The organism is Nonomuraea sp. GTA35 (assembly GCF_041950525.1).
Classification (GTDB): domain Bacteria; phylum Actinomycetota; class Actinomycetes; order Streptosporangiales; family Streptosporangiaceae; genus Nonomuraea.
The window spans coordinates 250,472-274,425 of the sequence record NZ_JBGNUV010000015.1; the positions used below are offsets into that span (position 1 = coordinate 250,472).

General features: G+C 72.4%; 20 protein-coding genes. 8 read left to right on the forward strand and 12 right to left on the reverse strand.

Going from position 1 to position 23,954, the window contains the following annotated elements:
• Nucleotides 1-5 precede the first annotated feature (5 nt).
• Nucleotides 6-1,883 carry a BTAD domain-containing putative transcriptional regulator gene (locus ACBJ32_RS47150; protein WP_375132418.1) on the forward strand — a complete coding sequence of 626 codons (1,878 nt, stop codon included), beginning with the start codon at nt 6-8 and terminating at the stop codon, nt 1,881-1,883.
• 45 nt (nt 1,884-1,928) lie between these two features.
• Here the strand turns inward: ACBJ32_RS47150 and ACBJ32_RS47155 are convergent, their stop codons facing one another.
• Entirely contained in the window at nt 1,929-3,854 is a 1,926-nt protein-coding gene (locus tag ACBJ32_RS47155; RefSeq protein ID WP_375132419.1) for an FG-GAP-like repeat-containing protein, read from the reverse strand.
• A gap of 150 nt (nt 3,855-4,004) precedes the next feature.
• On the opposite strand from ACBJ32_RS47155, the gene ACBJ32_RS47160 reads away from it, so the two are divergent.
• On the forward strand, nt 4,005-6,782 hold the full coding sequence (locus tag ACBJ32_RS47160; protein WP_375132420.1) for a BTAD domain-containing putative transcriptional regulator: 2,778 nt from the start codon (nt 4,005-4,007) through the stop codon (nt 6,780-6,782).
• Between the two features lie 181 nt (nt 6,783-6,963).
• On the opposite strand, the gene ACBJ32_RS47165 is transcribed toward ACBJ32_RS47160, so the two are convergent.
• The 3 genes from ACBJ32_RS47165 to ACBJ32_RS47175 are packed head-to-tail and all read right to left on the reverse strand — an operon-like array spanning nt 6,964 to nt 9,395.
• On the reverse strand, nt 6,964-7,863 hold the full coding sequence (locus tag ACBJ32_RS47165; protein ID WP_357891710.1) for a diacylglycerol kinase family protein: 900 nt from the start codon (nt 7,861-7,863) through the stop codon (nt 6,964-6,966).
• Nucleotides 7,864-7,917: 54 nt separating this feature from the next.
• The gene (locus ACBJ32_RS47170) at nt 7,918-8,490 is read right to left on the reverse strand and encodes a maleylpyruvate isomerase N-terminal domain-containing protein (RefSeq protein WP_375132421.1); all 573 of its coding nucleotides are present in this window, start codon (nt 8,488-8,490) and stop codon (nt 7,918-7,920) included.
• A complete protein-coding gene (locus ACBJ32_RS47175; protein WP_375132422.1) occupies nt 8,487-9,395 on the reverse strand; it encodes an NAD(P)-dependent oxidoreductase in 909 nt (302 codons plus the stop codon). The genes ACBJ32_RS47170 and ACBJ32_RS47175 overlap by 4 nt, the downstream gene beginning before the upstream one ends.
• Nucleotides 9,396-9,471: 76 nt before the next feature.
• On the opposite strand from ACBJ32_RS47175, the gene ACBJ32_RS47180 reads away from it, so the two are divergent.
• Nucleotides 9,472-10,470 carry a GlxA family transcriptional regulator gene (locus ACBJ32_RS47180; protein WP_375132423.1) on the forward strand — a complete coding sequence of 333 codons (999 nt, stop codon included), beginning with the start codon at nt 9,472-9,474 and terminating at the stop codon, nt 10,468-10,470.
• Between the two features lie 107 nt (nt 10,471-10,577).
• Complete coding sequence (locus tag ACBJ32_RS47185; protein WP_375132424.1) at nt 10,578-11,243, forward strand: rhomboid family intramembrane serine protease; 666 nt, start codon at nt 10,578-10,580, stop codon at nt 11,241-11,243.
• A gap of 18 nt (nt 11,244-11,261) precedes the next feature.
• Here the strand turns inward: ACBJ32_RS47185 and ACBJ32_RS47190 are convergent, their stop codons facing one another.
• On the reverse strand, nt 11,262-12,134 hold the full coding sequence (locus ACBJ32_RS47190; protein ID WP_375132425.1) for a helix-turn-helix transcriptional regulator: 873 nt from the start codon (nt 12,132-12,134) through the stop codon (nt 11,262-11,264).
• A gap of 135 nt (nt 12,135-12,269) precedes the next feature.
• On the opposite strand from ACBJ32_RS47190, the gene ACBJ32_RS47195 reads away from it, so the two are divergent.
• Nucleotides 12,270-13,265 carry an aldo/keto reductase gene (locus ACBJ32_RS47195; protein WP_375132426.1) on the forward strand — a complete coding sequence of 332 codons (996 nt, stop codon included), beginning with the start codon at nt 12,270-12,272 and terminating at the stop codon, nt 13,263-13,265.
• Between the two features lie 16 nt (nt 13,266-13,281).
• Here ACBJ32_RS47195 and ACBJ32_RS47200 read toward each other — a convergent pair whose 3' ends face one another.
• Nucleotides 13,282-14,367 carry a serine hydrolase domain-containing protein gene (locus tag ACBJ32_RS47200; protein WP_375132427.1) on the reverse strand — a complete coding sequence of 362 codons (1,086 nt, stop codon included), beginning with the start codon at nt 14,365-14,367 and terminating at the stop codon, nt 13,282-13,284.
• A 48-nt stretch (nt 14,368-14,415) separates the two neighbouring features.
• Entirely contained in the window at nt 14,416-15,723 is a 1,308-nt protein-coding gene (locus ACBJ32_RS47205) for an alpha/beta hydrolase (RefSeq protein ID WP_375132428.1), read from the reverse strand.
• Between the two features lie 80 nt (nt 15,724-15,803).
• Here ACBJ32_RS47205 and ACBJ32_RS47210 point away from each other — a divergent pair, with 80 nt between their 5' ends.
• The gene (locus tag ACBJ32_RS47210) at nt 15,804-16,505 is read left to right on the forward strand and encodes a TetR family transcriptional regulator (protein ID WP_375132429.1); all 702 of its coding nucleotides are present in this window, start codon (nt 15,804-15,806) and stop codon (nt 16,503-16,505) included.
• 34 nt (nt 16,506-16,539) lie between these two features.
• Here the strand turns inward: ACBJ32_RS47210 and ACBJ32_RS47215 are convergent, their stop codons facing one another.
• The 4 genes from ACBJ32_RS47215 to ACBJ32_RS47230 form a co-directional block, all read right to left on the reverse strand.
• Nucleotides 16,540-17,844, reverse strand: a complete 1,305-nt coding sequence (locus tag ACBJ32_RS47215) for an acyltransferase (protein ID WP_375132430.1) — start codon at nt 17,842-17,844, stop codon at nt 16,540-16,542.
• A 206-nt stretch (nt 17,845-18,050) separates the two neighbouring features.
• Nucleotides 18,051-20,168: a DUF4132 domain-containing protein gene (locus ACBJ32_RS47220; RefSeq protein ID WP_375132431.1), complete on the reverse strand. Its 2,118-nt coding sequence runs from the start codon at nt 20,166-20,168 to the stop codon at nt 18,051-18,053.
• A 1-nt stretch (nt 20,169) separates the two neighbouring features.
• A complete protein-coding gene (locus ACBJ32_RS47225) occupies nt 20,170-20,562 on the reverse strand; it encodes a hypothetical protein (protein WP_375132432.1) in 393 nt (130 codons plus the stop codon).
• Nucleotides 20,563-20,654: 92 nt separating this feature from the next.
• On the reverse strand, nt 20,655-21,107 hold the full coding sequence (locus ACBJ32_RS47230) for a helix-turn-helix domain-containing protein (RefSeq protein ID WP_357886192.1): 453 nt from the start codon (nt 21,105-21,107) through the stop codon (nt 20,655-20,657).
• Between the two features lie 145 nt (nt 21,108-21,252).
• Here ACBJ32_RS47230 and ACBJ32_RS47235 point away from each other — a divergent pair, with 145 nt between their 5' ends.
• Nucleotides 21,253-21,639, forward strand: coding sequence for a PPOX class F420-dependent oxidoreductase (locus tag ACBJ32_RS47235; RefSeq protein WP_375132433.1), 387 nt, complete (start codon nt 21,253-21,255; stop codon nt 21,637-21,639).
• 172 nt (nt 21,640-21,811) lie between these two features.
• The gene (locus ACBJ32_RS47240; protein ID WP_375132434.1) at nt 21,812-22,654 is read left to right on the forward strand and encodes a lytic polysaccharide monooxygenase; all 843 of its coding nucleotides are present in this window, start codon (nt 21,812-21,814) and stop codon (nt 22,652-22,654) included.
• 49 nt (nt 22,655-22,703) lie between these two features.
• Here the strand turns inward: ACBJ32_RS47240 and ACBJ32_RS47245 are convergent, their stop codons facing one another.
• A complete protein-coding gene (locus ACBJ32_RS47245; RefSeq protein ID WP_375132435.1) occupies nt 22,704-23,852 on the reverse strand; it encodes an RNA ligase RtcB family protein in 1,149 nt (382 codons plus the stop codon).
• Between the last annotated feature and the right edge of the window lie 102 nt (nt 23,853-23,954).

Below are 23,954 nucleotides of genomic sequence, written 5' to 3' on the forward strand. Positions count from 1 at the left end.
CTCTGATGGGACTGGAGATCAAGCTGCTGGGGCCGTGGGAGGTCACGGCGGATGGCGAGCCGGCCGTGCTGGCCGGTGAGCGGCGGGTCGGGGTGCTGACCAGGCTGGCGTTGAGCGCCGGGCAGCCGGTGCCCGCGGAGCAGTTGCTCGCGCAGGTCTGGGGGGAGAGCGCGGCGACGACCGCGGGCAAGCAGCTGCACATCGTGGTGTCGAAGCTGCGCGGCCTGCTCTCGCCGTACCAGGGTGACGACATCATCACCACCGTCCCCGGCGGCTACCAGCTCAACCTCGCCCGCGAGCGCGTCGACGCCCACCTGTTCTCGCTCCTGGCCCGCCGGGCCCGCGCCGCGAAGGCGCAGGGGGACCTGGTCACGGCGGACGAGCTGTTCCGACGGGCGCTGGCCCTGTGGCGGGGGGACGCGCTGGCCGGTGTCGGGGCCCTGTGGGCCCAGACGGAGTCCGCCCGCCTGGAGGAGGAGCGCCTGTCCACCCTGGAGGACCACGTCGACCTGCGCCTGGAGGCCGGTGATCATCTCGCGGTGGTGCCGGTGCTCACCGCCCACGTCGAGGCCCACCCGCTGCGGGAACGCCCGCGCGCCCAGCTCATGCTGGCGCTGTACCGGGCCTCGCGCCCCTCGGAGGCGCTCGAGGTGTACCGGGAGACGCGCCGCGTCGTGGCCGAGGAGCTGGGCATCGAGCCGGGAGAGACGCTGCGCCGGTTGCAGCGGGCGGTGCTGCACAGGGATCCCGCGCTCGACCTGTCAGTCCCGGTCCAGCTCGCCAGGCCCGTCGTTCCCGCCGAGCTGCCCGCCGGCGTCCGGGCGTTCACCGCGCGTGCCAGGGAGGTCGCCTGGCTGCGCGGGACGCTCACCGACACCCGGCCCGGGCTGCCCGCCGTCGCCGCGGTGCACGGCCCCGGCGGGGTGGGCAAGTCCGCGCTGGCCGTCCACGTCGCGCACGCCGTCGCCGATCGTTTCGCCGACGGGGTCCTCCACGTCGACCTGCGCGCCGCCACGGCGGGGCTGGAGCCGCTGCCGCCGTACGAGGCGCTCGGCCGGCTGCTGCGCTCGCTCGGGCTCGACGGCGCGGCCATCCCGCCCACGCTGGACGAGGCCGCCGCCCGCTACCGGTCGCTGACCTCGACGCGCAACCTGCTGGTCGTCCTCGACAACGCGCTCGACGCCGCCCAGGTACGGCCGCTCATCCCGGCGGGGCCCGCGTGCGCGGTCGTCGTCACCAGCCGCCAGATCATGGCCTCGCTCGACAGCACGAGCCATCTGCGGCTGGCCCGGCTCGACCACGCCGACGCCACCGCGCTGTTCGGGCGCGTCGTGGATCCCCGCCGGCTCCGTGACGAGCCGGAGGCGGCGCGGCGGATCGTCCAGCAGTGCGGCGGGCTCCCGCTCGCGCTGCGCATCTCGGCGGCCCGCCTGGCCGCCCGGCCCGACCGCCCGCTCGCGCGCCTGGCCGGCGAGCTGGCCGACCCCGCTCGCCGCCTCGACGCCCTCCAACACGCCGATCTGGCCGTCCGCGACAGCATCGCGGTCAGCCTCCGGCACCTGCTGCGAGAGCCCGCGGGCCATGACGCCTCCCACGTGTTCCTCGTGCTCGGGCTGCTGGAGACCGCCGTCCACACGGCCGCGGGCACGTCCGCTCTCACGGGCTGGCCGGAAGGCAGGGCGGAGGCCGCGCTCCACCTCCTCCTGGACACCGGTCTCCTCGAGCCCGCCGGGCCGGGCCGGTACCGGATGCCGGACCTGGTCCGCCTGCACGCCCGCGAGCAGGCCGCCTGCCACCTGCCGAGCGGTACGGCACATCAGCGCCGTACCGCCGTTCCCCAGCCTGCAGCTCCGGCTGGACACCGTACTTCTGACAGGGCATGAGAAAACCCCCGAACCCAGGCGCATGGGCTCGGGGGGTCTCGTGGCTCAGAACGAGGACTTCCACCCGGTGCCGACGGCGGTGGCCGGGCCGAAGGCGTTGCCGCCCTTGCCGTTCCAGACGTAGAGGGTTCCGGTTCCGGAGTGTACGGCGGCGATGTCGCTGTTGCCGTCCCCGTTGACGTCCCCCGGCGACATCAGCGAGCCCGCGTACGGCTCCCAGCCGGGCCCGCGCTCGATCGCGTCGGTGAAGTTGTTCGCCCCCCTGCCGTTCCAGACATACAACGTCTTGGTGTCCTTCTTGACCGCCAGCAGGTCACCGATGCCGTCGCGGTTGAAGTCACCGGCGACCGGCCGGGAGAAGGGCAGCCAGCCGCCGCCGATCGGGTCGGCCGGGCCGAAGGCGTTGCCGCCCTTGCCGTTCCAGACGGTGAGGACGCCGGTCTCGGCGTGCACGGCGCCGAGGTCGGTACGGCCGTCCTCGTTGACGTCCCCCAGTGACACCAGCGAGTCGGCGTAGGGCTCCCAGCCGGCGCCGAGCTCGATGGGCGGCCCGAACGTGTTGCCGCCCTGGCCGTTCCAGACGTGCAGCCTGTTGCTGTCCTTCTTGACCGCCAGCAGGTCGCTGAGGCCGTCACCGTTGAAGTCACCGGCGACGGGCCGGGAGAAGCCGCTCCACTCGCCGCCGGCCGAGGCGGGCGGGCCGAACGTGTTGTCGCCCTGGCCGTTCCAGACGGTCAGCGTGCCGGTGGAAGTGGAGAAGAGGTCGCCCACGCCGTCGGCGTCGAAGTCGGGCGTGGCCGACATGCCCATCCCGGCGCGGTGCGGGTTCTGCGCGTGGGTGAGGGTCTCCCAGCCCAGGAAGTGCGACACCCCGGTGGGGCGCTTCTGCTCCACCCACTGCGTGGCGGACGGGATGTCGTCGTACCCGAGACGGTGGTGCAGCGCGTTGTAGCCGACCTCGAAGTGGTCGCCGAGGCCGAGCTCGACCTTCCCGCCGCACAGCCAGGACGGCACCGTCCCGCCCAGTTGCAGGCGGGCGTGGAGGTCCATCGCGAACCGCAGCCGGTGCTTGGCCGTGGAGTACAGGTCCACGCCCTGGTGGCCGGCCGTCTCCGCGACGTGGGCGATGGCCGCCAGGCCCCAGCCGGTGTGCCAGAAGTCGCGGCAGGTCTCCTGGGTCAGCCCGTCCACGAACGTGGTCTGGCCGTGCCAGTAGTCGATGATCTCGGCCTTGGTGTCGTACTTGCTTCTCGGCGCAGCCTTGGGCACCGAGCCGTCCGTCTTCAGGTAGACGTAGGCGGGCAGCCTGCCGCGCCAGGTCGAGACCGCCCGGTCGAACGAGGCCCGGTCGTCCAGGTGCACGGCGATGCCGATGGCGGCGTCCGTCATGATCAGTTCCCAGTTGCCGTTGTTGTTCGGCGCGCCGGCGATCACGGTCGGCAGGTACACGGTGCGCAGCTTGCCGGCGAAGCGGCCGGCCTGGGACCAGCCGGAGTAGGTGTGCTTGATGAGCTCGGCGGCGCGGGAGAAGTTCGCGCCGGCCCAGCCGGTCTGCAGCGGTGCGTTGCTCCCGGTGTGTTTGGTGATCACGGCTGACCAGGCGTCCATGATCTGGATCGCCTTCTTCGCGTAGCGGGCGTCCTTGGTCAGGTACCACTGCAGGGCATGCGTGTAGGCCGCCATGGCGTCCTCGCGCTCGTCGGAGCAGCCGTTGTCGGGATTCGACACCGGGCCGCAATCCACGACGGCGCGGGGCGTGGCCGTGTAGGACAGCGAGGCGAAGGAGTGGCGTTGCAGCTTCCGCCAGGCGGCTCGCCACGGCTCCTTGTCCAGGTTGGCTCGGACGAAGTCGAGCTGGGCACGGCTGACCAGCACGCCGGGGTGCTTGAACACGGCCGCCTGCGCGGGCTGCGGGACGGATAAGAAAGCGGCCGCGAGCATGACGACGGCCGCTGAACGGGCTGGACGCACGGTTTCCTCCAGAGACAGGACGCCTATTCCGCCAGCCACCGGATGGGCTGTCAACAGAACCCGGCCATGGAAGCCGCCCGATATACCCGCCGCATACCGAGCGGAGAACATACCGCCGATATACCGCCCCTTCGTAGGCTTTTCTCCCTGATGACAGTGGAAATCGGGTTCCTCGGGCCTTGGCAGATCAAGATCGACGGGCAGCCGGTACGGCTGGCGGGCCGCCGCCGCGTCGCCGTGCTGACGCGCCTGGCGCTGGACGCCGGCTGCCCCGTCGGCACGCGCCAGCTCGTCGCCGACGTCTGGGGGCAGACCTCGACGGCCACGGCCGGCAAGCAGCTGCACATCGTCGTGTCGAAGCTGCGTGACACGCTCCCTCCCGGGCTCATCGCCACCGTGCCCGGCGGCTACCTGCTGGACCTGCCCCGCGACCAGGTGGACGCGCACCGCTTCACGCTGCTGGCCGGCCAGGCCCGGATGGCGCGCGAACGGCGTGAGACGGGCACGGCCGACGAGCTGTTCCGGCGGGCGCTGGCCCTGTGGCGGGGGCGGGCCCTGGCCGAGCTGACCGACCCGTGGGCGCAGATCGAGTCCAGGCGCCTGGAGGAGGAACGCCTGGCCGTCTTCGAGGATCACATCGAGCTGCGCCTGGCGGCGGGGGACCACCACGCGGTGGTGACCGACCTCGCGCCGCACGTCCAGGCCCATCCCCTGCGGGAGGGGCCGCGCGCCCAGCTCATGCTGGCGCTCTACCGGACGGCCCGGCCGTCCGAGGCGCTCGCGGTCTACCAGGAGGGGCGCGCCGCCATGGTGGAGGAGCTCGGCCTCGAGCCGGGCGCGCGGCTGCGCCGGCTGCAGCACGCCATCCTCACCAGGGACTCCTCGCTGGAGCTGGTCACCCCGGTGCAGGCCGGCCCGATCGTGCCCGCCGAGCTGCCCCCCGGCACCCGGTCGTTCACCGCCCGGCACGAGGAGGTGGACTGGCTGCGGGAGGCGTTGCGGCACGAGGGCGTGGCCGTGGTCGACGGGTCCGGCGGCGTGGGCAAGTCGGCGCTCGCCGTGCACGTCGCGCACGCCATGGCCGGCCAGTTCCGCGACGGCGTCATCTACGTCAACCTGAACGGCGCCACCCCCGGGCTGCAACCCCTGCCCGTGGCCGACGCCCTGGGGCACCTGCTGCGGTCGCTGGGGCTGGACGGCTCCGCCGTACCGGCCGGCCTGGAGGAGGCGATCGCGCGCTACCGGTCGCTCACCACGGCCGGCGACCTGCTCGTCATCCTCGACAACGCGCTCGACGCCGACCAGGTGCGCCCGCTCATCCCCGCGGGGGCGGGCTGCCGGACCGTCGTCACCAGCCGCTACGCGCTGACCACCCTCGACCAAGCCCGCCACCTGCACCTGGCCGGGCTCGGCGACCGCGACGCCGTCACGCTGCTCGCCAGGATCGCCGGCCCCGACCGCGTCCAGCGCGAGCCCGAGGCCGCCGCGAAGATCGCCGCGCTGTGCGACGGCTTCCCGCTGGCCATCCGGGTCGCCGGCGCCCGGCTGCGGGCCCGGCCCGACTGGAGCCTGTCCGACCTCGCCGACCGCCTGGCCGACGCCACCCGGCGCCTGGACACCCTGCAGTACGACGACCTGGCCGTACGGGCCAGCATCGCGGTCAGCCACCGGCACCTGCGCGAGGAGCCGAGCGGCCACGACGCCGCGCACACCCTTCCGCTCCTCGGCCTGCTCGACACGCCCACCCACACCCCGGCCGCCACCGCCGCCCTGGCCGGCTGGCCCGAGTCCCGGGCGGAGGCGGCGCTCGAACGGCTGCGCGTCGCCCGGCTCCTGGAGTCCGTGGGGCGCGGCCGGTACCGCTTCCACGACCTCATCCGCCTGTACGCCAGGGAGCAGGCCGCCCGCGAGCTGTCGCAGGAGGAACGCGCCGGCGCCCTGCGCCGCGGGCTCCACCACTACCTGGCCACGGCCAACACCGCCACGCAGCTCGTGCACCCGCAGGTCCAGGAGCCGTACTACGGCGCGGACCAGCCCGGCGTCGCGCTCGCCGGCGCGCGCGAGGCCAGGGAGTGGACCGGGGCGGAGCGCGACAACCTGCTGGCCGTGACCCACCAGGCCGCCGGGTCCGCCGACCCGGACACCGCCATCGGGCTGGCGCTGGGCCTGCACATGCCGTTCAACTACCGCGGCTGGGTCACGCACCTGGCCGACGTGCACCTGAAGGCGATCGAGCTGGCCGCGCGGCACGGCGACTGGGCGGGCCAGGCGCAGGCGGAGAGCTACCTGGGCTGGGTCTACCGCGACCAGGGGCGTCACGAGCAGGCGATCGACCACCTGGAACGAGCGGTGGCGTGCTGGGACAAGGCCGGCCTGCCGCACCGCACGATGGGATCCTTCAACAACCTCGGCATCATCTACACCATGCTGGGGCGGCTCGACCTCGCCCACGCCAACCTGTCACGGGCGCTGGACCTCGCCGAGGAGGTCAACGAGCCCTACGCGGTGGGCGCCGTGCTCAACAACCGCGCGCACCTGCTCTACCGGCAGGGCCGGTTCGAGGAGGCCATCGCGCAGGCGAGGGTGGCGGTCGCCAGGTGGAGCGGCACCCTGTACGGCGAGGGGTCCTCCCGCGCGACCCTGGCCCGCGCCTACATGCACGCCGGACGGCTCGCCGAGGCGGCCGACACCTACCAGGTGGCGCTGACGCTCCTGCGCGAAGCCGGATACCGCATCGGCTACGCCGTGACCGCCTGGTGGTCCGGCCAGACCATGCACGCCCTGGGGCGGCACGCCGAGGCGCGCAGGGACTGGCACGACTGCTTCACGACCCTGCTGGAGACGCGCCTGCTGACCCGCGCGGAGGTGGACGAGCTGCGCCGGCAGGCCGTCCCCGAGATGCCTGGACCGATCAGGAACATGCTGTAGGGCCTCGCTCGCGGTGCGGGCGCCGCTCGCCGGCGCGACGGCCGGCCACACGTCCGGCGACGGCGAGCCGCACGCGTCCGGCGGGGGCGCGGCGGTCACCCGGCCTGACCGGACCGGAGCCTCCAGCGCCCGCTGGTACTGGGAGGCCACCTGGAGCAGCCGGACCTGCTGGTCTCCGAGCTCAGGGCCGCGTTCCGTCACGAACGGCGCTGAGCCGCCACGCGCCGGCTTCGACCGTCCACGTACGCCCGGTCACGGGGCCGGTGAGCTCGCCGTCGGCGTTCACGGGCACCGGCGGGCCGGAGATCCCGATCCGCGCACCGCGCACGGTGACCACGTCCTGCCTGCTCGTGTGCCGTCCGAGCCGCAGCAGCACCCCGTAGAGCAACCGCCGCAGCGGGCTGGTCGCGAACGAGACGACCACGTCGGCGAGCCCGTCGGACGGCCGGGCGTCGGGCGCGATGGGGGTGCCGCCGCCGATGGACCTGCCGTTGCCGATCCCGACCATCAGCACCCTGCGCCGCCCGTCGGCGACGACCCGGCCGTCCACCTCCACCCTGAGCGGCAGCCCTGCCATCCGCGCTCCCGCGATCACGCTCCCCACCGCGTACGCGAACCGGCGCAGCACCGGCTTGAGCGGCTGGGCCGCCCGCGCCGCCTCGACCCCGACCCCCAGGTGCACGGCGTTGACCACGACGCCGCCGTCCTCGTCCCGCAGCAGGTCCAGCGCGCGGGGCTCGCCCAGGGCCGCGACCCGGGCCGCCTCGACCGGGTCCATCGGCACGCCCAAGGTGCGCGCCAGGTCGTTGCCGGTGCCCAGCGGGACCAGCCCGACGGTACGCCGCCCCAGCTCGCCCCGCTCGGCCAGGGCCGCGACGAGGCAGTGCAGCGTTCCGTCGCCGCCCAGGACGACGGGGTCCCGCTGGGGGTGTTCGGCCAGCGCCCCGGGCAGCTCGGCCGGATCGCCGATGCGGGCCGCCACCGTGTCGGCGTGCTCGCCCAGCTCCGCCAGGACCCGGGACACGACCTCGTCGCCGGCGCTTCCCGCCGACGAGTTGACGATCGCGAGCAACCGGCGCATCCCGCCCTCCCTGTGTCTTCCTGGTGCACGCGTCTACCCGCGAACGCGTTCAGATCACCGGACGGCGCCGTCCCACTGCCAGCGGTCCCTGCGGCCCAGACCGGGCAGCTCGGCGCGGCCGGTGCACCACAGCAGGGTCTCGGTCGCGTCCTCGCCGTCCGGAGCCCCGGGGAAGAGGCGACGCACGGCGGGGGCGCACAGGTGCTCCGGCGGGCGCCAGTCGAGCCCGAGACCGCGGCCGATGTCCATGCCGTGCACCAGCAGCTCGACGACCCCCATGGCGGCGAAGCCGGGGCCGTCGGAGTGGCCCCACGGGTGCCAGGCGCGCGCGTCGCCGCCGGCCTCGCGTACGGCGGAGGCCAGCAGCCGGGCCGCGATCCCGATCCCCTCCAGGCAGTGGCCGATGGGGGCCCGAGGGTCGAGCGAGGCGAAGAGCGTGATGTACCGGCCGGCCGGCCGGGCGATGAGCAGCCCGGCGTAGCCGACGACGCCCAGCGCGACGTGGTCGAGCGTGGCCCGGCAGGTCCACTCCAGCCCCGCCGCGCGGCGCGTCCAGTCCCGGTCGGCGACCTTCTCCAGAGCCGCGATCGTCTCGTCCGCCGCCTCCACGACGAGGTCGGCGTTCATGCCCGGAAGTGGTCGATGACGCGGGCGTAGCTGTCGAGCGCGTGACCGCGGCCGATCGCCTCGGTGAGGAGGGCTTCGGTGTACTCGGCCATGGTCGCGTCGATGCCCCGGATCCGGCTCTCGTGGATGAGGTGCCGCACGGGCGGCACCTGGGTCTCCAGCGTGGCGTCCTCGGCGGCGAAGGAGCCGTCGTCGATCTGCTGCGCGTACGCCGTCAGGAACGTCGCCACCCCCTGGAGCCAGCCGGTGGCCATCGGCAGGAAGTCCGTGGCCGGGATCTTCTCCGTGCCCAGCAGCGACGCGGCGTGCATGAACCCGTTGAACGTGGACCACATGATCCCCAGCAGCGCGACGTCGTACAGCGCAGGCAGGCCGACGTCGGAGCTGATGAGGGTGGTGCCGCCGCCCAGTACGGAGAGGGTCTGCTCGTGCGTCTCGTACAGCGACGGCGACCCGCCGTACAGGATGACCGTCTCGGGCGCGCCGATGCCCGGAGGCGTCATCATGATCGCCCCGTCCAGGTATTCGGCCCCGTGCTCCACCGCCCACTCCGCCATCGCCCGGGCCTCGTCGGACGCGCCCGACGTGAGGTTGACCAGGACGCGGCCCGCCAGCGCCGGCTCCGCCGGGGCCAGCAGGCCGCGCACGGCGTCGTAGTCGCGCACGCAGACGATCACGAGCGGGGCGGCGGCGACGGCGGCCTCGACCGTCGGGGCCTCGCTCGCCCCGGCTTCGACCAGGGCCTGCGCCTTGCCCGGGGTGCGGTTCCAGATGGTCGTGGGGTGGCCGGCGTTCATGAAGGCGGCGGCCAGCGCCCGGCCCATCAACCCCATGCCGATGACCGTGACCGGTGTTCCTGCCATGTCTGTCGCTTTCTGTCCGTTTCGGTGGTGACGGTTCACCACGATGGCAGCGCGCGTGGCCGGCCGACACTGGCAGGAGTGCCGACATTCACCAAATTACTGCCATAGGGTGGGCTGCATGACTGCCGGATCCGTGGCGCTGGTCGTGATCGACGACGCCATCTCCATGTGGGACATGTACGAGCTGGGCATCGCCACGGCGGTCTTCGGCGTGGCCCACACCGATCTCGCCGACCCGTGGTACGAGCTGCGGCTCGTCGGGCCACGGCCCGGGGCGTCCGCGCCGGTGCCGGGGTTCACGCTGAACGCGCCGTACGGGCTGGAGGAGCTGGACAAGGTCGACACGGTGATCGTCCCGGTCGTGCCGGAGTCGTACACGAACGGCGGCCGCGAGCTGCCCGCGGAGCTGCTCGACGCACTCCGCCGGGCCGCCGGCCGCGGGGCGCGGATGGTCTCGCTGTGCAACGGCGTGTTCGCGCTCGCCGCCGCCGGCCTGCTCGACGGCCGGCCCGCCACCGCCCACTGGGAGCACACCCGCGAGCTGGCCGAGCTCTACCCGCAGGTCCAGGTGGACGAGTCGGTCCTGTACGTGGACGACGGCGACGTGCTCACCAGCGCCGGGCTCAGCGGCGGGCTCGACCTGTGCCTGCACATCGTCCGCCGCGACCTCGGCGCCCGGGTGGCCAACCAGCTCGCCCGCCGCCTCGTCGTGCCCGCCCACCGGCCGGGCGGCCAGGCCCAGTACGTGGAACGCGCCGTCGCCGTGACCGACGACGGCATCGCCCCCGTCCTGCACTGGGCCCTGGAGCATCTCGACCAGCCGCTCACCGTCGAGGACCTGGCCGCCCGCGCCGGGATGAGCGTGCGCAGCTTCCACCGCAACCTGCGGGCGGCGACCGGCACGAGCCCGATGAAGTGGCTGCTCCACCAGCGCCTGGCCCGCGCGCAACAACTCCTGGAGACCACCGACCTGCCCGTCGACCAGATCAGCGAGCGCAGCGGGCTCGGCAGCGCGAACAACCTCCGCCACCACTTCGCCGCCCACCTCGGCGTGGCCCCCACCGAATACCGTCGCGCCTTCCCCTGCTCAGGGCCCGTCCCCGCGCTCCAGCGGTGACCCGTCCGGCCAGGTTCCGGCCGAGTCGTTCAGTGGGTGGGGCTCATTCGTGATGTTTCATCCCGATAATGATTCCGCTCATCAGACATCTCCCGGGGAGGACGCCGGTGGAGCCCAAGGGGCGCACGGCCGAGATCATGATCGCGGAGGCCCGCAAGGCGTTCTGGGTGATGGTCGGCTTTGTGGCGATCATCTGGATTCTGCAGGTGTTCAACTGGATATCGGGCTATGCGCTCAGCCGTGAGTACGGCGTGCAAGCCTGGAACCCCGAAACCTTGCCGGGCATCGTGTCGTCGCCGTTCCTGCACTGGAGCTGGGATCACATCGAGGCCAACTCCGGGCCGGTGTTCGTCTTCGGCTTCCTGTCGGCCTACCGAGGTGTCGCCAGGTTCCTGAGCGTGACGGCGCTCATCGTCGTGGTGAGCGGGCTCGGCGCCTGGTTCACCGCCGACCCGTACGGCATCGGCGTGGGCGCGAGCGGCGTCCTCTTCGGCTACTTCGGGTACGTGCTGGTGCGCGGGCTGTTCGACCGGCATCTGATCGACATCGTGATCGGCGTGGTCATGGCGCTGTGCTTCGCCTACCAGTTCAGCGGGTTGCTGCCGCAGGAGGGGATCGGGTGGCAGGCCCACGCGTTCGGCTTCGCGGCCGGGGTGCTGGGCGGGTGGTTGTTCCGCGACCGCAAGCAGCCACGCCCCGCCGCCGCCACGGCCGGCCCGCAGGACGCCTCCCGTGCCCAGCTCCACAAGGAACTGGACGACCTCGGCCTCTGAACCCGCCGCGCGGCAAGCTCAGTCCTGGCCGTGACGTTCGGCCCTGGCCGTGAACCCTGCGGGAAACTCCTCCAGGCCGAGCACCCGCAGCAGGTCCAGCCGCTCGCGGGTCTCGTCGTCCGCCGGCGTGAACACCAGCAGTTGCTGCCCCTGGTCGGGCGTGATCAGCGTCTCGCAGTCCATCACCAGGCGGCCCACCCGCGGGCTCAGCAGCGTCTTGCGGCTGACCCGCCGGACCGCCACCTCGTGCTCCGCCCAGAGCCGGCGGAAGTCGGCGCTCTCGGCCCGCAACCGGTCGATGAGCCCGGCGACCGTCGGGTCACCGGCCCGGCGCCCGGCGACCGCGCGCAGGTCGGCCACGATCTGCCGGTCCTGGTGATCCTGCTCCTCGGGCGGGTGGGCGGCGCGGGCGGCGGGGTCGGTGAACCAGCGGTACACGATGTAGCGCCGGTCGCCGGAGAAGTGGGTGAGGTCGCCCATCAGCAGCAGGGCCGGCCGGTTCTGGGCCAGGACCTCGCCCAGGTCGGACATCACCACGGCCGGCGTGTCGCCGAGCAGGTCGAGCATCCGCATCAGGCCGGCGCGGGCCAGGCGAGCCATCCCGTCGGCGGGCGGGGGCTGGTGACCGGCCAGGTGGAACAGATGGCCACGCTCGTCGTCGGACAGGCGCAACGCCCGTGCCAGCGCGCCGAGCAGCTGCGTGGACGGCTGGCTGCTGCGCCCCTGCTCGAGACGTACGACGTAGTCCACCGACATGCCGGCGAGCATCGCCACCTCCTCCCGGCGCAGGCCGCTGGTGCGGCGGCGAGGGCTGTCGGCCAGGCCCACCTCGGCCGGCCGGATCGCTTCGCGGCGGCGGCGCAGGAAGTCGGCGAGCTGCTCACGTTCCATGGCTCCATCCTGCCGCGCGGCCGGCGAGCCGAGCCAGGGAGCGGCTCTCCCATGATGAACGCTCCGCTTCCGCCCGCCTCGGCGCGCGGCCCAGAGTGAGGGGCGACATAGGCGACGACATCGAGGGAGAACGCCATGCAGACACGAACCCTGGGCCGCACCGGACCGGCCGTCTCCGCGCTGGGCCTGGGCGCGATGGGCATGTCGGGTGCGTACGGCGCGACCGACCGCGCCGAGAGCATCGCCACCGTGCACGCCGCGCTGGAGGCCGGCGTCACGCTGATCGACACCGGCGACTTCTACGCCATGGGCCACAACGAGCTGCTGCTCGCCGAGGCGCTGCGCGGCCGGGACCGGGACAGTTACCAGCTGAGCGTCAAGTTCGGCCAGCTACGGGGGCCGGGCTTCGAGTCCGGCGGGCAGGACGGCCGGCCCGAGGCGGTGAAGAACTTCCTGGCCTACTCGCTGACCCGGCTGGGCACCGACCACCTCGACATCTACCGTCCCGCCCGCCTGGACCGGGCGGTCCCGATCGAGGAGACGGTGGGCGCGATCAAGGAGATGGTCGACGCCGGATACGTGCGGCACATCGGGCTCTCCGAGGTCGATGCGGCGACGATCCGCCGGGCGCACGCCGTGCACCCGATCGCCGACCTGCAGATCGAGTACTCGCTGCTCTCCCGGGCGGTGGAGGCGGACATCCTGCCCACGCTGCGGGAGCTCGGCATCGGCCTGACCGCTTACGGCGTCCTCGGCCGCGGCCTCATCTCCGGCCACTGGACCGCCGGCCACACCGCGGGCCCCGGCGACCTGCGCGGCCTCAGCCCGCGGTTCTCGGGCGGGAACGTGGAACACAACCTCGCCCTCGTGGACGCGCTGCGCCGGGTCGCCGAGGCGAAGGGCTGCACCGTCGCCCAGCTCGCCATCGCCTGGGTGGCCGCGCAGGGCGAGGACATCGTGCCGCTGGCCGGTGCCCGCACCCGCGAGCGGCTGGCCGAGGCGCTGCCCGCGATGGACCTGAACCTCACCGCGGACGACCTGGCCGAGATCGAGAAGGCCGTGCCGGCGGGCGCGGCCCGCGGGGACCGGTACCCGTCCGCGTTCATGTCCGACCTCGGCGTGGGCAACTGAGCACCTTGGCCATGGTCTACTGAGCCTGGCCGAACACTGCCTGGATGAGCTGCTGGTTGGCCTGCTGGAAGGCGGCGCCCATGGACAGGGTGGCGTCGTCGATGTAGTTGAGTGTGGCGGTCAGGGTCGTGCTGCCGTCGGGGGTGGCGTACATGAGGGCGGCGTGGCCGGCCATGCCGCCGTTGTGGGTGATCAGGGTGCCGCCGCCGGGGGCGGGCTGGATGAACACGCCCAGCCCGTAGCCGGCCTTGGCTTCGGGGGTGCACATCTCGGCCAGCAGGTCGGCGGGCAGCAGCTTGCCGGCCAGCAGGGCGGTGATGAAGGTGTGCAGGTCGCGGCTGGTGGAGATCATGTCGCCGCCGCTGGAGATCCAGGACGGGTTGTGCTCGGTGACGTCCAGGACGATCTCTTGGCCGTCGGTCTCGTAGCGGTAGTAGGCGTGCGGGTGCGGGGCGGGGATGCCGGTCTCGGTGGTGGGCTGGAGGGTGCCGGTCAGGCCGAGCGGGTCGATGATGAGTCGCTGCATCTCCTCGGCGACCGGGCGGCCGGTGACGCGCTCGATGAGCAGCCGGGCCAGCACGTAGTTGGTGTTGGCGTAGCTCCAGTCGGTGCCGGGCTCGAACCGCGCCGGCTTCGACAGTGCCAGCCGCACCAGGTCTTCGGGCTGGTAGGTGTGGAGGCGGTGGTCCACCCATTCCCGGCCCGCCGTGGTGGCCGGGATGCCGGGTGCGAAGGTGCCGTCCTCGTAGTACTCGCCGGTGTGGTTGAACAGGCCGCTGGTGTGCTGCAGCAGCATCCGCACCGTGATCCGCGGGTCCAGCCCGAACTCCGGCAGGTAGTCGGCCACCGGCGCGTCCAGGGCGATCCTGCCCTCGGCCACCAGTTGCAGCACCGCGGTGGCGGTGAAGGTCTTGGTGTTGCTGCCGATCCGCACGTGCCCGTCGATCGGCGGCGGCTGGGTGCCGCCGAGCTCGGCCGTTCCGGCGGTGGCGGTCCATTCGCCGTGTTCGTCGTTGACGCGCAGGGTCACGCCGACGAAACCGGAGTCGATCATTTCCTGGAGGATCCGCTGCAGCTCGGAGCGGTCGTGGGTGGTGGACATGTGAGGGGCTCCCTTGCGAGGTGTCACGGGGTCTGGAGGAGGAGGTGGTCAGGCGGCGTCGAGGGCTTCGGTGATCTTGCGGGCCATGTCCGTCATGGTCGGGCTGGGCTCGCCGGCCTGGGACTGGACGGCGGCGTCGATGGCGACGGTGACGGTGCGGCGGAAGTTGTCGGCCTCGTCGGGGGCGTGCTGCTTGAGCAGGGTGATGGAGGCGGTCAGGGCGGGCAGCACCTGGTCGGCGAGCTCGGCCACGGTCTTGCCGTACTTCACGCCCTTGGGGGCCTTGGCCAGGATGTGGCCGACCAGGCCGGTGGCCGAGGTCAGGGCGATGGAGCCGTTGGTGGCGGCCTTGTGGGCCGAGCCGGCGGCGCCGGCGGCCGACATCAGCGAGACCGCGCCCCAGGCGGCGATGCGGAGGGTGAGCTGGTCCTGGTCGGAGAGGGTGATCGACATGACGGGTGTGCTCCTTGGAGAGTTTCCGGTTGAACGGGCAGGCGCTGCGTCGTTCATGTCGTCTACGATCACCGACCCCGCTGACACCGGACCGTCACCGTCCTGACGCGGCCGCTGACGCGCCACCGCACGCGTCAGCACGGGAGCCGGCCCGGTCGCGGCCTCTCCCGCTCGGGTGAGCCACCCCGCGCCGCAGCCGGGCGTCACACCGTCGCGCAGGCCCGGCGGTAGAAGCCGATCTGGTCGGCGACCACGCGTTCCCGGAGCGCGGGGTCGGTGTAGAAGGTGAAGTGGGTTCCGGGGTAGGCGCGCAGTTCGCCGCGTGGCGCGCGGTCGGCCAGCACGCGGGTGGTCTCCAGCGGCGTCTCCCGGCCGCCCCACCATGGGGATGTAGTACGGGCTCAGGCCCAGCCTGCCCCGCAGCGCGTCCCGGACGATCGCGCCCAGCAGCCGCAGCGTCTCACCGGTCGCCCGTCCCTCGGCCTTCTTCGGGAACCCGTTGAACGGGATCTGCGCCACCACGGCGGCGATGCGGGGATCAGCGGCGGCCACGGTGATGGCGTGCGCGCCGCCCAGCGAGTTGCCCCACAGCAGCACCCTGCCGGGTTCGACCCGCTCGTGCCCGCGCGCGAAAACCACGGCGGCGCGGATGTTCGCGAGCTGGCCGTCGATGTCGGGAAGCCGGCGCGGCTCGCCGGCGCTCTCGCCGAAGCCGCGGTAGTCGAAGACCAGGGCCGCGAAGCCTTCGGCGGCGAAGTGCTCGGCGTGGTCGAAGAGCCGGTCCATGGCCCCGCTGAAGCCGTGGCCGAGCACCACGCACGGCACCGTGCCAGAACCGGCCGGCAGGTAGAGGTAGCCCGCGCACCGGACGCCGCCAGCGGTGAAGGACACCGTGGTTCGCACACAGTCCATCCCCGTGTGGCAATAGACTGACCAGCGGTAAGCACTCTGGCGAAGAAGCCGACCGTGGGTAAGTGAGGTCCATGACATCCGAGCGGATCCTGGAGGCGGCGCGCGCCCTGTTCGCCGCCCGCGGCTACCGCGCCACCTCGATGCAGGCGATCGCCGACGAGGTCGGCATCACCAAGGCCGCCCTCTACTACCACTTCGACTCCAAGGAGGAGATCCTCCACCAGCTCACGTTCCCGCTCCTGGACGAGCTGGAGTCGGTGCTGGCCCAGGCCGAGTCCTGCGGCGGCGCGCAGGAGGTGCGGTGGCGGGCGATCGAGGGGTACGTGGACGTGCACCTGCGGCACCGGCACACGCTCACCATGCTGGTCAAGGACATGACGCTGCTGGTACAGGCCCCCGTCGCCGACCGCTTCCGTGCCGCGATCGCGCTGGCCAACGACCTGGTCGCAGGTCCTGGGGGCGGGCTGGCGCAGCGGGTGCGGGCCTCGCAGGTGGTGGCCGGGCTGGCCGATCCGGTGGTGCTGTTCCGCGACGAGCCGGCCGACCGGCTGCGCGACCTGATCCTGGACGGCGCCAGGGCCCTGCTGGGCGAACCGGCCGCACCCCGGGCCCGCGGGCGAGCCCGGGGACGCAACGGCGGACGGCGCGCCGCCCTCACCGGGGAGCAGATCGCGCAGGCCCGCTCCCTGCACGCGGAAGGCCACGGCGCGGAGGAGATAGCCGCCCGTTTCGATGTCTCCCGGGCGACCATCTATCGCTATCTCAGAAACTAAAGATGGCGAGATTAGATTTCGAGACGGAGTGGTCTCAGCGGCTGTTCGTGCGCCGGAGGAGGCGCAGGGTCGCCGCGCCGGCGAGATAGGCGATCAGTGCCGGCGTCGGCCAGCCGAACAGGGTCGGGCTCGTACTGGGCAGCACGCTGTTGCCGAGCAGCCCCGCGACGACGGCGACGCACCCCGCCACGCCCGGCAGCAGCCCCGTCGCCGGGCGCGTGACCCGGTCGGGGCTGCGGATCTCGATCGGTCCCACGATCGCGACCAGCGACAGCAGAACGAGGCTGAGCATGATCAGCAGCGGGAGCCGCCAGGCGAACCAGGCCGCCGAGCCGACGCCGGGAGTGGGCAGCACGCCCGCGACATGCATCGCGGCCGTGAGCAGGATCGCGGCACTGATGTGCCAGAGGAAGATCGTCAGGATCACCGAGTTGACGGCGACCACCGCGAGCCACGCGCGCGAGCTCCGCAACCATCGCTCGCCCCGGTCACGCAGCAGCAGCGCTACCCCGACCTGGGCGGCGGCCACCCCCAGCAGGGCCAGGCTCGGCGGCGACATGTTGTGCAGCCGCTCCCCGGGCACGTTGATCATGCTGACCGGGTAGGGCCCGGCGAGGGTGAGCACCAGCACGGCGCCGGCCCCGCCGCACAGCAGCGGCAGCACGACGCGGGCCCGGGCCGGCAGCAGGCCGTCCCGCCAGGCGAACCCCATCTGATGGACGGCCAGCCAGCCGAACAGGTAGTTGCCGTAGCCCCAGAGCGGCTCGCCCAGCAGGCGGGCCACGTCCCCCGCGGCGACGAGGCAGACCAGCACCACCGGCACCGCCGGGCCGTAGCGGCGGTGCAGGGCGTACATCACCGGGGTCAGCACGACCACGGCCAGGTACGCGACGAGGAACCACAGCGGGATCGAGGCGAACCAGGCCACCAGGCGAACCCGCGCGGGATCGGCGCCGAACACCACCCGGGCGACCAGCGCGCCACCGGCCGTGGTCAGCACCAGGGCGGTGGTCGGGCGCAGCAACCGGCCGCTCCGGTTGAGCAGCCACCCGGTCGCGTTCCCGCCGCGGCGGCGTTCGGCGGCCAGGGACGCCGCGTTGGCGTACCCGCCGACGAGGAAGAACACCGGCATCACCTGCACCAGCCAGGTGAGGGGATGCGCCCAGGGCAGCTCCGGCAGCGCCGACCGGCCGTCCAGCTCGCCGTCCTGGTCGTAGCCGACCGTCGCCACCAGCCAGTGCCCGAGGACCACGGCGACGATGGAGATCGCCCGGAGCAGGTCGATGAACCGCTCCCGCGACGGCGGCGTCTGCTCGGCGCGCCGGCGGATACCTCGCAAGACGGCGTTCATACCGGACAGGCCCTCGTGATGGTACGTACGCCGGCTCTCTACCCGCCCGCGTCCCTGGTCAGAGGCGGTGGATGCAGCCTTGGAAAGCTCTTTGCCGAGGCCGCGCGCCGCCTGCACGCCCGTCGAGAACGTCTTGCCGACTGCAGCGGCTCTTCGATGTGCTGGTAGCTTCGCGGAGCTGGCCTACCGAACCCTTAAGGCCTTCCTTCCGCCGCCGGAACCGCTGTCCGGAGCTGGCGGGTGATGGAGGGATCGGTGATGGCGGTGTCGTTCGCCAGCAGGAACGCCTTGCTGAGAATGAGCGCCAACCGGCCGTCCTCCTCGAAGGGCAGGAACAGCCCGGGGTGCGGGCCGGGTGCTGACACGATGCACAGGTAGGCGTCGTTGGGCTCCATCAGGATGTTCGCCGACCCCAGGTGGATCTTGTAGGTGCGCAGGTCGCCCCGTACCACCAGGTAACGGTCGGTGAGGGTGCAACGGCCGGCGATGGACGTGCGGCCGATCAGCCGGGACAGCGCGTCGCGGCGCACCTCGGCGGACGGCGGCAGCGCCGCGAACGAGCCGGTCCGCCAGTAGTCCCGCAGCCGGTCAGGCCCCTGGCCGGTCCACTGGGGATCGATCGTGATCGAGGCGACGGCCACGAACAGGTCGATGTCGCGCATGGCCTCGCTGAACACCAGCGCCGGCACCTCCGCCAGCGGCGCGTCACGCCAGCCGTCGTCGCTCATCCGCTGGAAGCAGGCCCGGCCGATCTCGGCGTGGTGCTCGTCGCACAGGTGGTGCTCCAGCGTCGCTCGCCATCGTCCGCCCGCCATGACCCGGTGCGCGTTGCTGTCCTCCTCCCAGTGTCCCTGGAACCGGGACTGCCAGCCGCGGTCCTTGAACAGCGCGCGAAGCCGGCGATAGTGCACCACGTGCCCCTCGAACCGGCTGGACCAGTACCCGGCCGCCTCCTCGGCGGGGGTGAGCAGGTAGATCTCGCGGAAGGCCTGCTTGAACGGCTGGCGCAGCTCCTTGTCCTGCACCACCTCCCGCCAGCCGCGTACTTCCTCCACCGGCGCGCGGGCCGGATGCCACAGCCGCACCGGCAAGTCCGGCACGTTCAGCCCCAGCTCGGCGCGCCACACGCCGGGGGAGACCTCGAACTCCCAGATCAGCCGCTCCGTGACCGGATGGCCCTCCAGCTGCCGGTACGGCGCGGCCGTCTCGGCGGTGTACCCGGCCTCCAGCGCCCTGCCGAGGGTCGCTTGCTGCTGCTGGGTCAGCTTGGCCAGCTCGCGCAGCCGCTTGACCTCGTCGGGGTGCTCTCGCCTGACCGCCGCCGGGACCGACTTCAGCTTCTTGTCCCCGTGCCACCACGAGAGCTCGACCCCGCCGTCGGTCGAGATCACCGCCGTGTGCTCGCCGACCGCCTGCCGTACCCGCCCGTCGGGGATCCTGAACGCCACCTCCAGCCGCTCGGCCAGGGCCGGCTCCATGCGCTTGAACTTGCGGTCGAGCTGCATGGGCACCCCGCCGTGCCGGGTGATGCGGCGGGCGGTGCGCAGCGCGGAGATCGCCTCGGGCGTCGGACACTCCTCCGCCGCGCGGGCGATCTCGAACAGCAGTGCCTGCGAGGGCAGCGTCTTGGCCTGGGTGGGGGCGACCGCGATGCCGCGTACCAGCTCGTCGAGCAGTTCGGGCAGCCAGGGCTCGTCGCGGTGGAGCGCCAGCCGCACGGCCCGGCCGAGTGCGCGCTTCTCGCCGTCGTCGAACGCCTTCTCCGCCTTGTACGGGATCTCGCCCGCGTGGATCGCCGCGACGCGGGCCCGCGCCGCCTCCAGAGCCGTACGGGCGAAGTCCGGATAACCGGGCAGCCCGCCGAGCCATTCGGGCAGGCTGGACACCAGTTCGGGGAAACGTTCCGCCTCATGGAACAGCGCCCGGAGCTCCACGTCCCAGCTGAGCAGCACGTCCATCTCGGAGACCGCGATCGGGCCGCAGCCCTCGGCGAGCGCGGCGCGCACGTCGGCGTCCATGCCCGCCAGCCCCGCCGCCACCAGCACGGGGAGGCGGCGGTACGCGTGCCTTCTGCTCTCCTCCAGCAGGAATGCGACCAGCTCACGGGCCGGCTCGACCAACCGCCGCCTGGCGTGCTCGTCGATCGCGTACCGGGCTCCGACCGTGGCGATGGGCGCTCCGAAGCCCACGCCCACGAGGCCGACGCTCAGACGGGAGGCTGCGGGCCAGTGGGTGGGATCGTTCGTGGTGCCGGTGATCAGGTGGAGCAGGCGTTGCGCGAGAGGGGACAGGACGCCGTCAAGAACGCTCACGTCAGCCTCCGACCAGCGGGACGAGCTTGACGAACGAGACGACGGGGTCGGCGGCCAGGTCGATCTGAACGTCGAGGTCCTCGATCTGCCGGTCGCCGACCAGCAGCAGGAAGCCGTTGCGGGCGAACGCGGCCTCGGCGGCGTCGGCCTGCTTCTCCCAGTCCAGCCTGCGTGCGGTGCGTAGGCGGTAGCCGTTCAGCTCGGCCTCGGAGTCGGTGGGCTTGACGAGACCGCGGAAGTGGTGGCCGGGGGAGGCGTTGTGCCGGGCCACCTCCTCGCGTACGCGCAGCCGTACCAGCTCCCGGGCCGAGATCCGCTGGGGGAGGCCGGGCAGGGAGAACTCCGCCAGCGCCCGGCCGGTCGCGCTCTCGTCGCGAAACGTCACTGATGCCATCGAACATCCTGCTTCCGTGAAGATCAGATGATGGCGTCATCTATAGCAACAGCGAACGACAGAACGCCTGCGTCCCCTTCTCGACGCCGCGGTCAGACGGCCGCGCCCGGCCCTTCCAGCGCGTCGATGTCGCCGGCGTGCATCGGCTCGCCGCAGTGGGCGCAGCGCAGGTCGACCTGGCTGACCTCGCCGCACGCGTGATGGCGGTAGAGCACCGGCGGCCCGGCCTCGCCCGCGAGCCATCTGTCTCCCCAGCCGGCCATGACCATGAGCAGGTCGACGAGCTCGGTGCCCTTGGCCGTCAGGTGGTACTCGTAGCGGGGCCGGTTGTCGTAGGGGCGGCGCTCGAGCACGCCATGGTCGACGAGGTGGTTGAGGCGCTCGGTCAGCACCTTGCGGGAGATCCCGAGATCGGCCTGGAGCTGGTCGAAGCGGCTCATGCCGACCCACACGTCACGCAGGATCAGGGGCGACCAGGGCTCACCGATCACGTCGAGGGTGCGCGCGATGGAGCAGGCCATCTCCCCGAAGTTCGTGCGTTGCATGCGAGCAGTCTAGCAATTGGGGTTCCCTGAGGGAACTCCAGATGTTACGGTCATGGAGTCTCCTCGGGGAACTCCGAAAGGCCCTCTCCACTACGAGGTCCAGCGCTGATCCCCCGCAACCCCCCCACCCACCCAGGAGAAGAAGATGAAGCTCGACCCCGACGTACGCCGCGCCCTCGACAGCACCTCGCTGGCCCACCTCGCCACCGTCCTGCCGGACGGCTCGCCGCACTCCGTCCCCCTCTGGATCGCCACCCGCGGCGACCACATCGTCTTCCTCACCGGCCCGCACTCGCGCAAGGCCCGCAACCTCCGGCGGGATCCGCGGGTGGCGCTCTCCTTGACGGCCGTCGACAACCCGTTCCAGCCCGTCATCGTCCGCGGGCGCGTCGTCGAATGGCTCGAAGGCGACGCCGCCTGGGAAGTCGTCGACCGGATCTCGACGAAGTACATCGGCGAGCCGTACCCCCGGGAAGAGGAGCGCGTCGTCGCCGTCATCGAGCCCGAGCGGCAGACCGTCGGCCTCACCTGAGCGCCGCAGTGGGCGCGGCGCGGGCCGGCCTGTCCCGCCGGCGACGCGGATGGCTGGACCTTCTGTCCCGAACCGCTTGCGGAAGCCGTCCGAAACAGCTAAATCTTAGGAAAGTTTACTTTTTAATTCTGCCCTGGCCCGTACGAACTCCTCTCACCCCCAGGAGTGCGAGATGCGCAAGAGCACGATCGCCGCCACGATGGCGGCCTCCGGACTGCTGGCCCTGCTGCCCGCGTCCGCGGCCCACGCCCACGGCACCATGTCCAACCCGCCCAGCCGGGTCTACGTCTGCAAGAACGAGGGCCCCGAGGCGCCGAAGTCCGCCGCCTGCAAGGCCGCCGTCGCAGCCGGCGGCACGCAGGCCTACTACGACTGGAACGAGGTCTCCCTCCTGGAGGCGGGCGGACGGCACCGCGAGCTCATCCCCGACGGCAAGCTCTGCAGTGCCGGGCGGGAGAAGTACCGCGGGCTCGACCTGCAGCGCGCCGACTGGCCCGCGACCAAGGTGAGCCCCGGCAGCTTCACGCTCACCTACCACGCGACCGCCCCGCACGCCAACAGCAACTTCGAGTTCTACATCACGCGCGAGGGCTGGAACCCGACCATGCCCCTCAAGTGGTCCGACCTGGTCCACATCAAGACGTTCAACGGCCAGAACCCGACGACGTTCACCAACTGGACCATCAACCTCCCGCAGCGCTCCGGCCGCCACATCCTCTACTCGATCTGGCAGCGCGTGGTCGGCAGCAACGAGGCGTTCTACACCTGCTCCGACGTGGACTTCGGCGGCGGCAACCCGACAACCCCGACCCCCACCCCCACTCCGACCGCCACGCCGACCCCCACCCCGACGCCGACCGTCACCCAGCCCGGTGGCACCTGGCGTGCGGGCACGGCCTACCGCGTGGGAGACAGGGTGACGTACAACGGGCTGACCTACGAATGCACGCAGGCGCACACGGCGCTCACCGGTTGGGAGCCCCCGAACGTGGCCGCCCTGTGGAGGCGCGTCTGACGCGGTGGCACGTCTCGGCGGCGCCCTGCCGGTAGGAGCGGATGGACGCTCACGGCTGCCCCCGCTTGCGGCGGCGACGAGGCGAGGCCCCCAGATCGGGCGTCTTGTAGGTGACCAGCGGGATCGTGGTCGCCACGGGCGTGGCCAGGCCATGGTCGACGAGGTCGGCGATCACCTGCTCGATGCGCTTGTACGCCGTCGGCGCCTCCTCGAAGAGCAGCTGCCGGTCGCCGCACACCACCAGCGACCCCACCGGGGTGCGGCGCAGCTCCTCGACCGTGTGCTTGGCCCGCCCCCGGCGCAGCGCGTCCGCACGCGACATCTTGCGTCCCGCGCCGTGCGCCACCGAATGGCCGGCCTCCGGCCCCGCGTGGCCTGCCACCAGGTAGGACGGGGTGCCACGCGTACCGGCGATGAGCACGTCGCGGCCGTCACCCGGCGCCGCGCCCTTGCGGTGCAGGTAGACCCCGTCGCGGAGCTCCACGGAGTTGTGGCACTCGTCCACGATGGGCTCGGCGGGCTCGAACCCCAGGGCGTGGGCGACCCGGGCGGCCAGCAGCCGCCGGTTGAGCGACCCCCAGCGGACGGCGTCGTCGTGCATCGCCAGGTAGGCATCGGGATCGGGGGCGGGGCCCGCGCCGTGGACCTCGGTGTGCGCCCGCAGGATCCGCTCGCCCAGCCCCCGGGAGCCGCTGTGGACGATGAGCACCAGGTCGCCGGTGTCGAGCCCGAGCCGGCTCGCGTGGCCCGGCTCGAAGACGGTCCCGATCCGGGCCAGCTCGACGAAGTGGTTGCCCCGGCCGACTGTCCCGAGGCCTTCGACGTGACCTGCGGGAATCTCGTCCTTCAGCACGGCCCAGGCGGGATCGTCGGCATCCTGCTCGGGGTCCAGCGCCCGGTCGAGGTCGGGGAACCGGGCGGCGAGCTTCTCCGGCACGGCGCGCCTGAGCCTCACGGGGAACACGGCGATGCCGCAACCGATGTCGGAGCCCACCAGGAACGGGTACAGGACGCTCGACGCCATGGCGGCGCCGATGGGGGCGCCCTTGCCGGGGTGCAGGTCAGGCATGGCGGCGACGTGCATCATGCCGTCGAGGGCGGCCACCTGGTGGCACTGCGCGACGGCATCGGACTCGATCCAGCTCGTGGGGGAGGCGAACACGGTGACCTTGGACGGCCGGGAGGGTTGCTGAGACAAGGACGCTCTCTTCGCTGAAACAGGATCATGGGCGTGCGGCATCACGGCTCGAGCACAGGCGCCGAGGCAGCTCGAAACAGAGGGTGCAGTCCGTCACAGCAT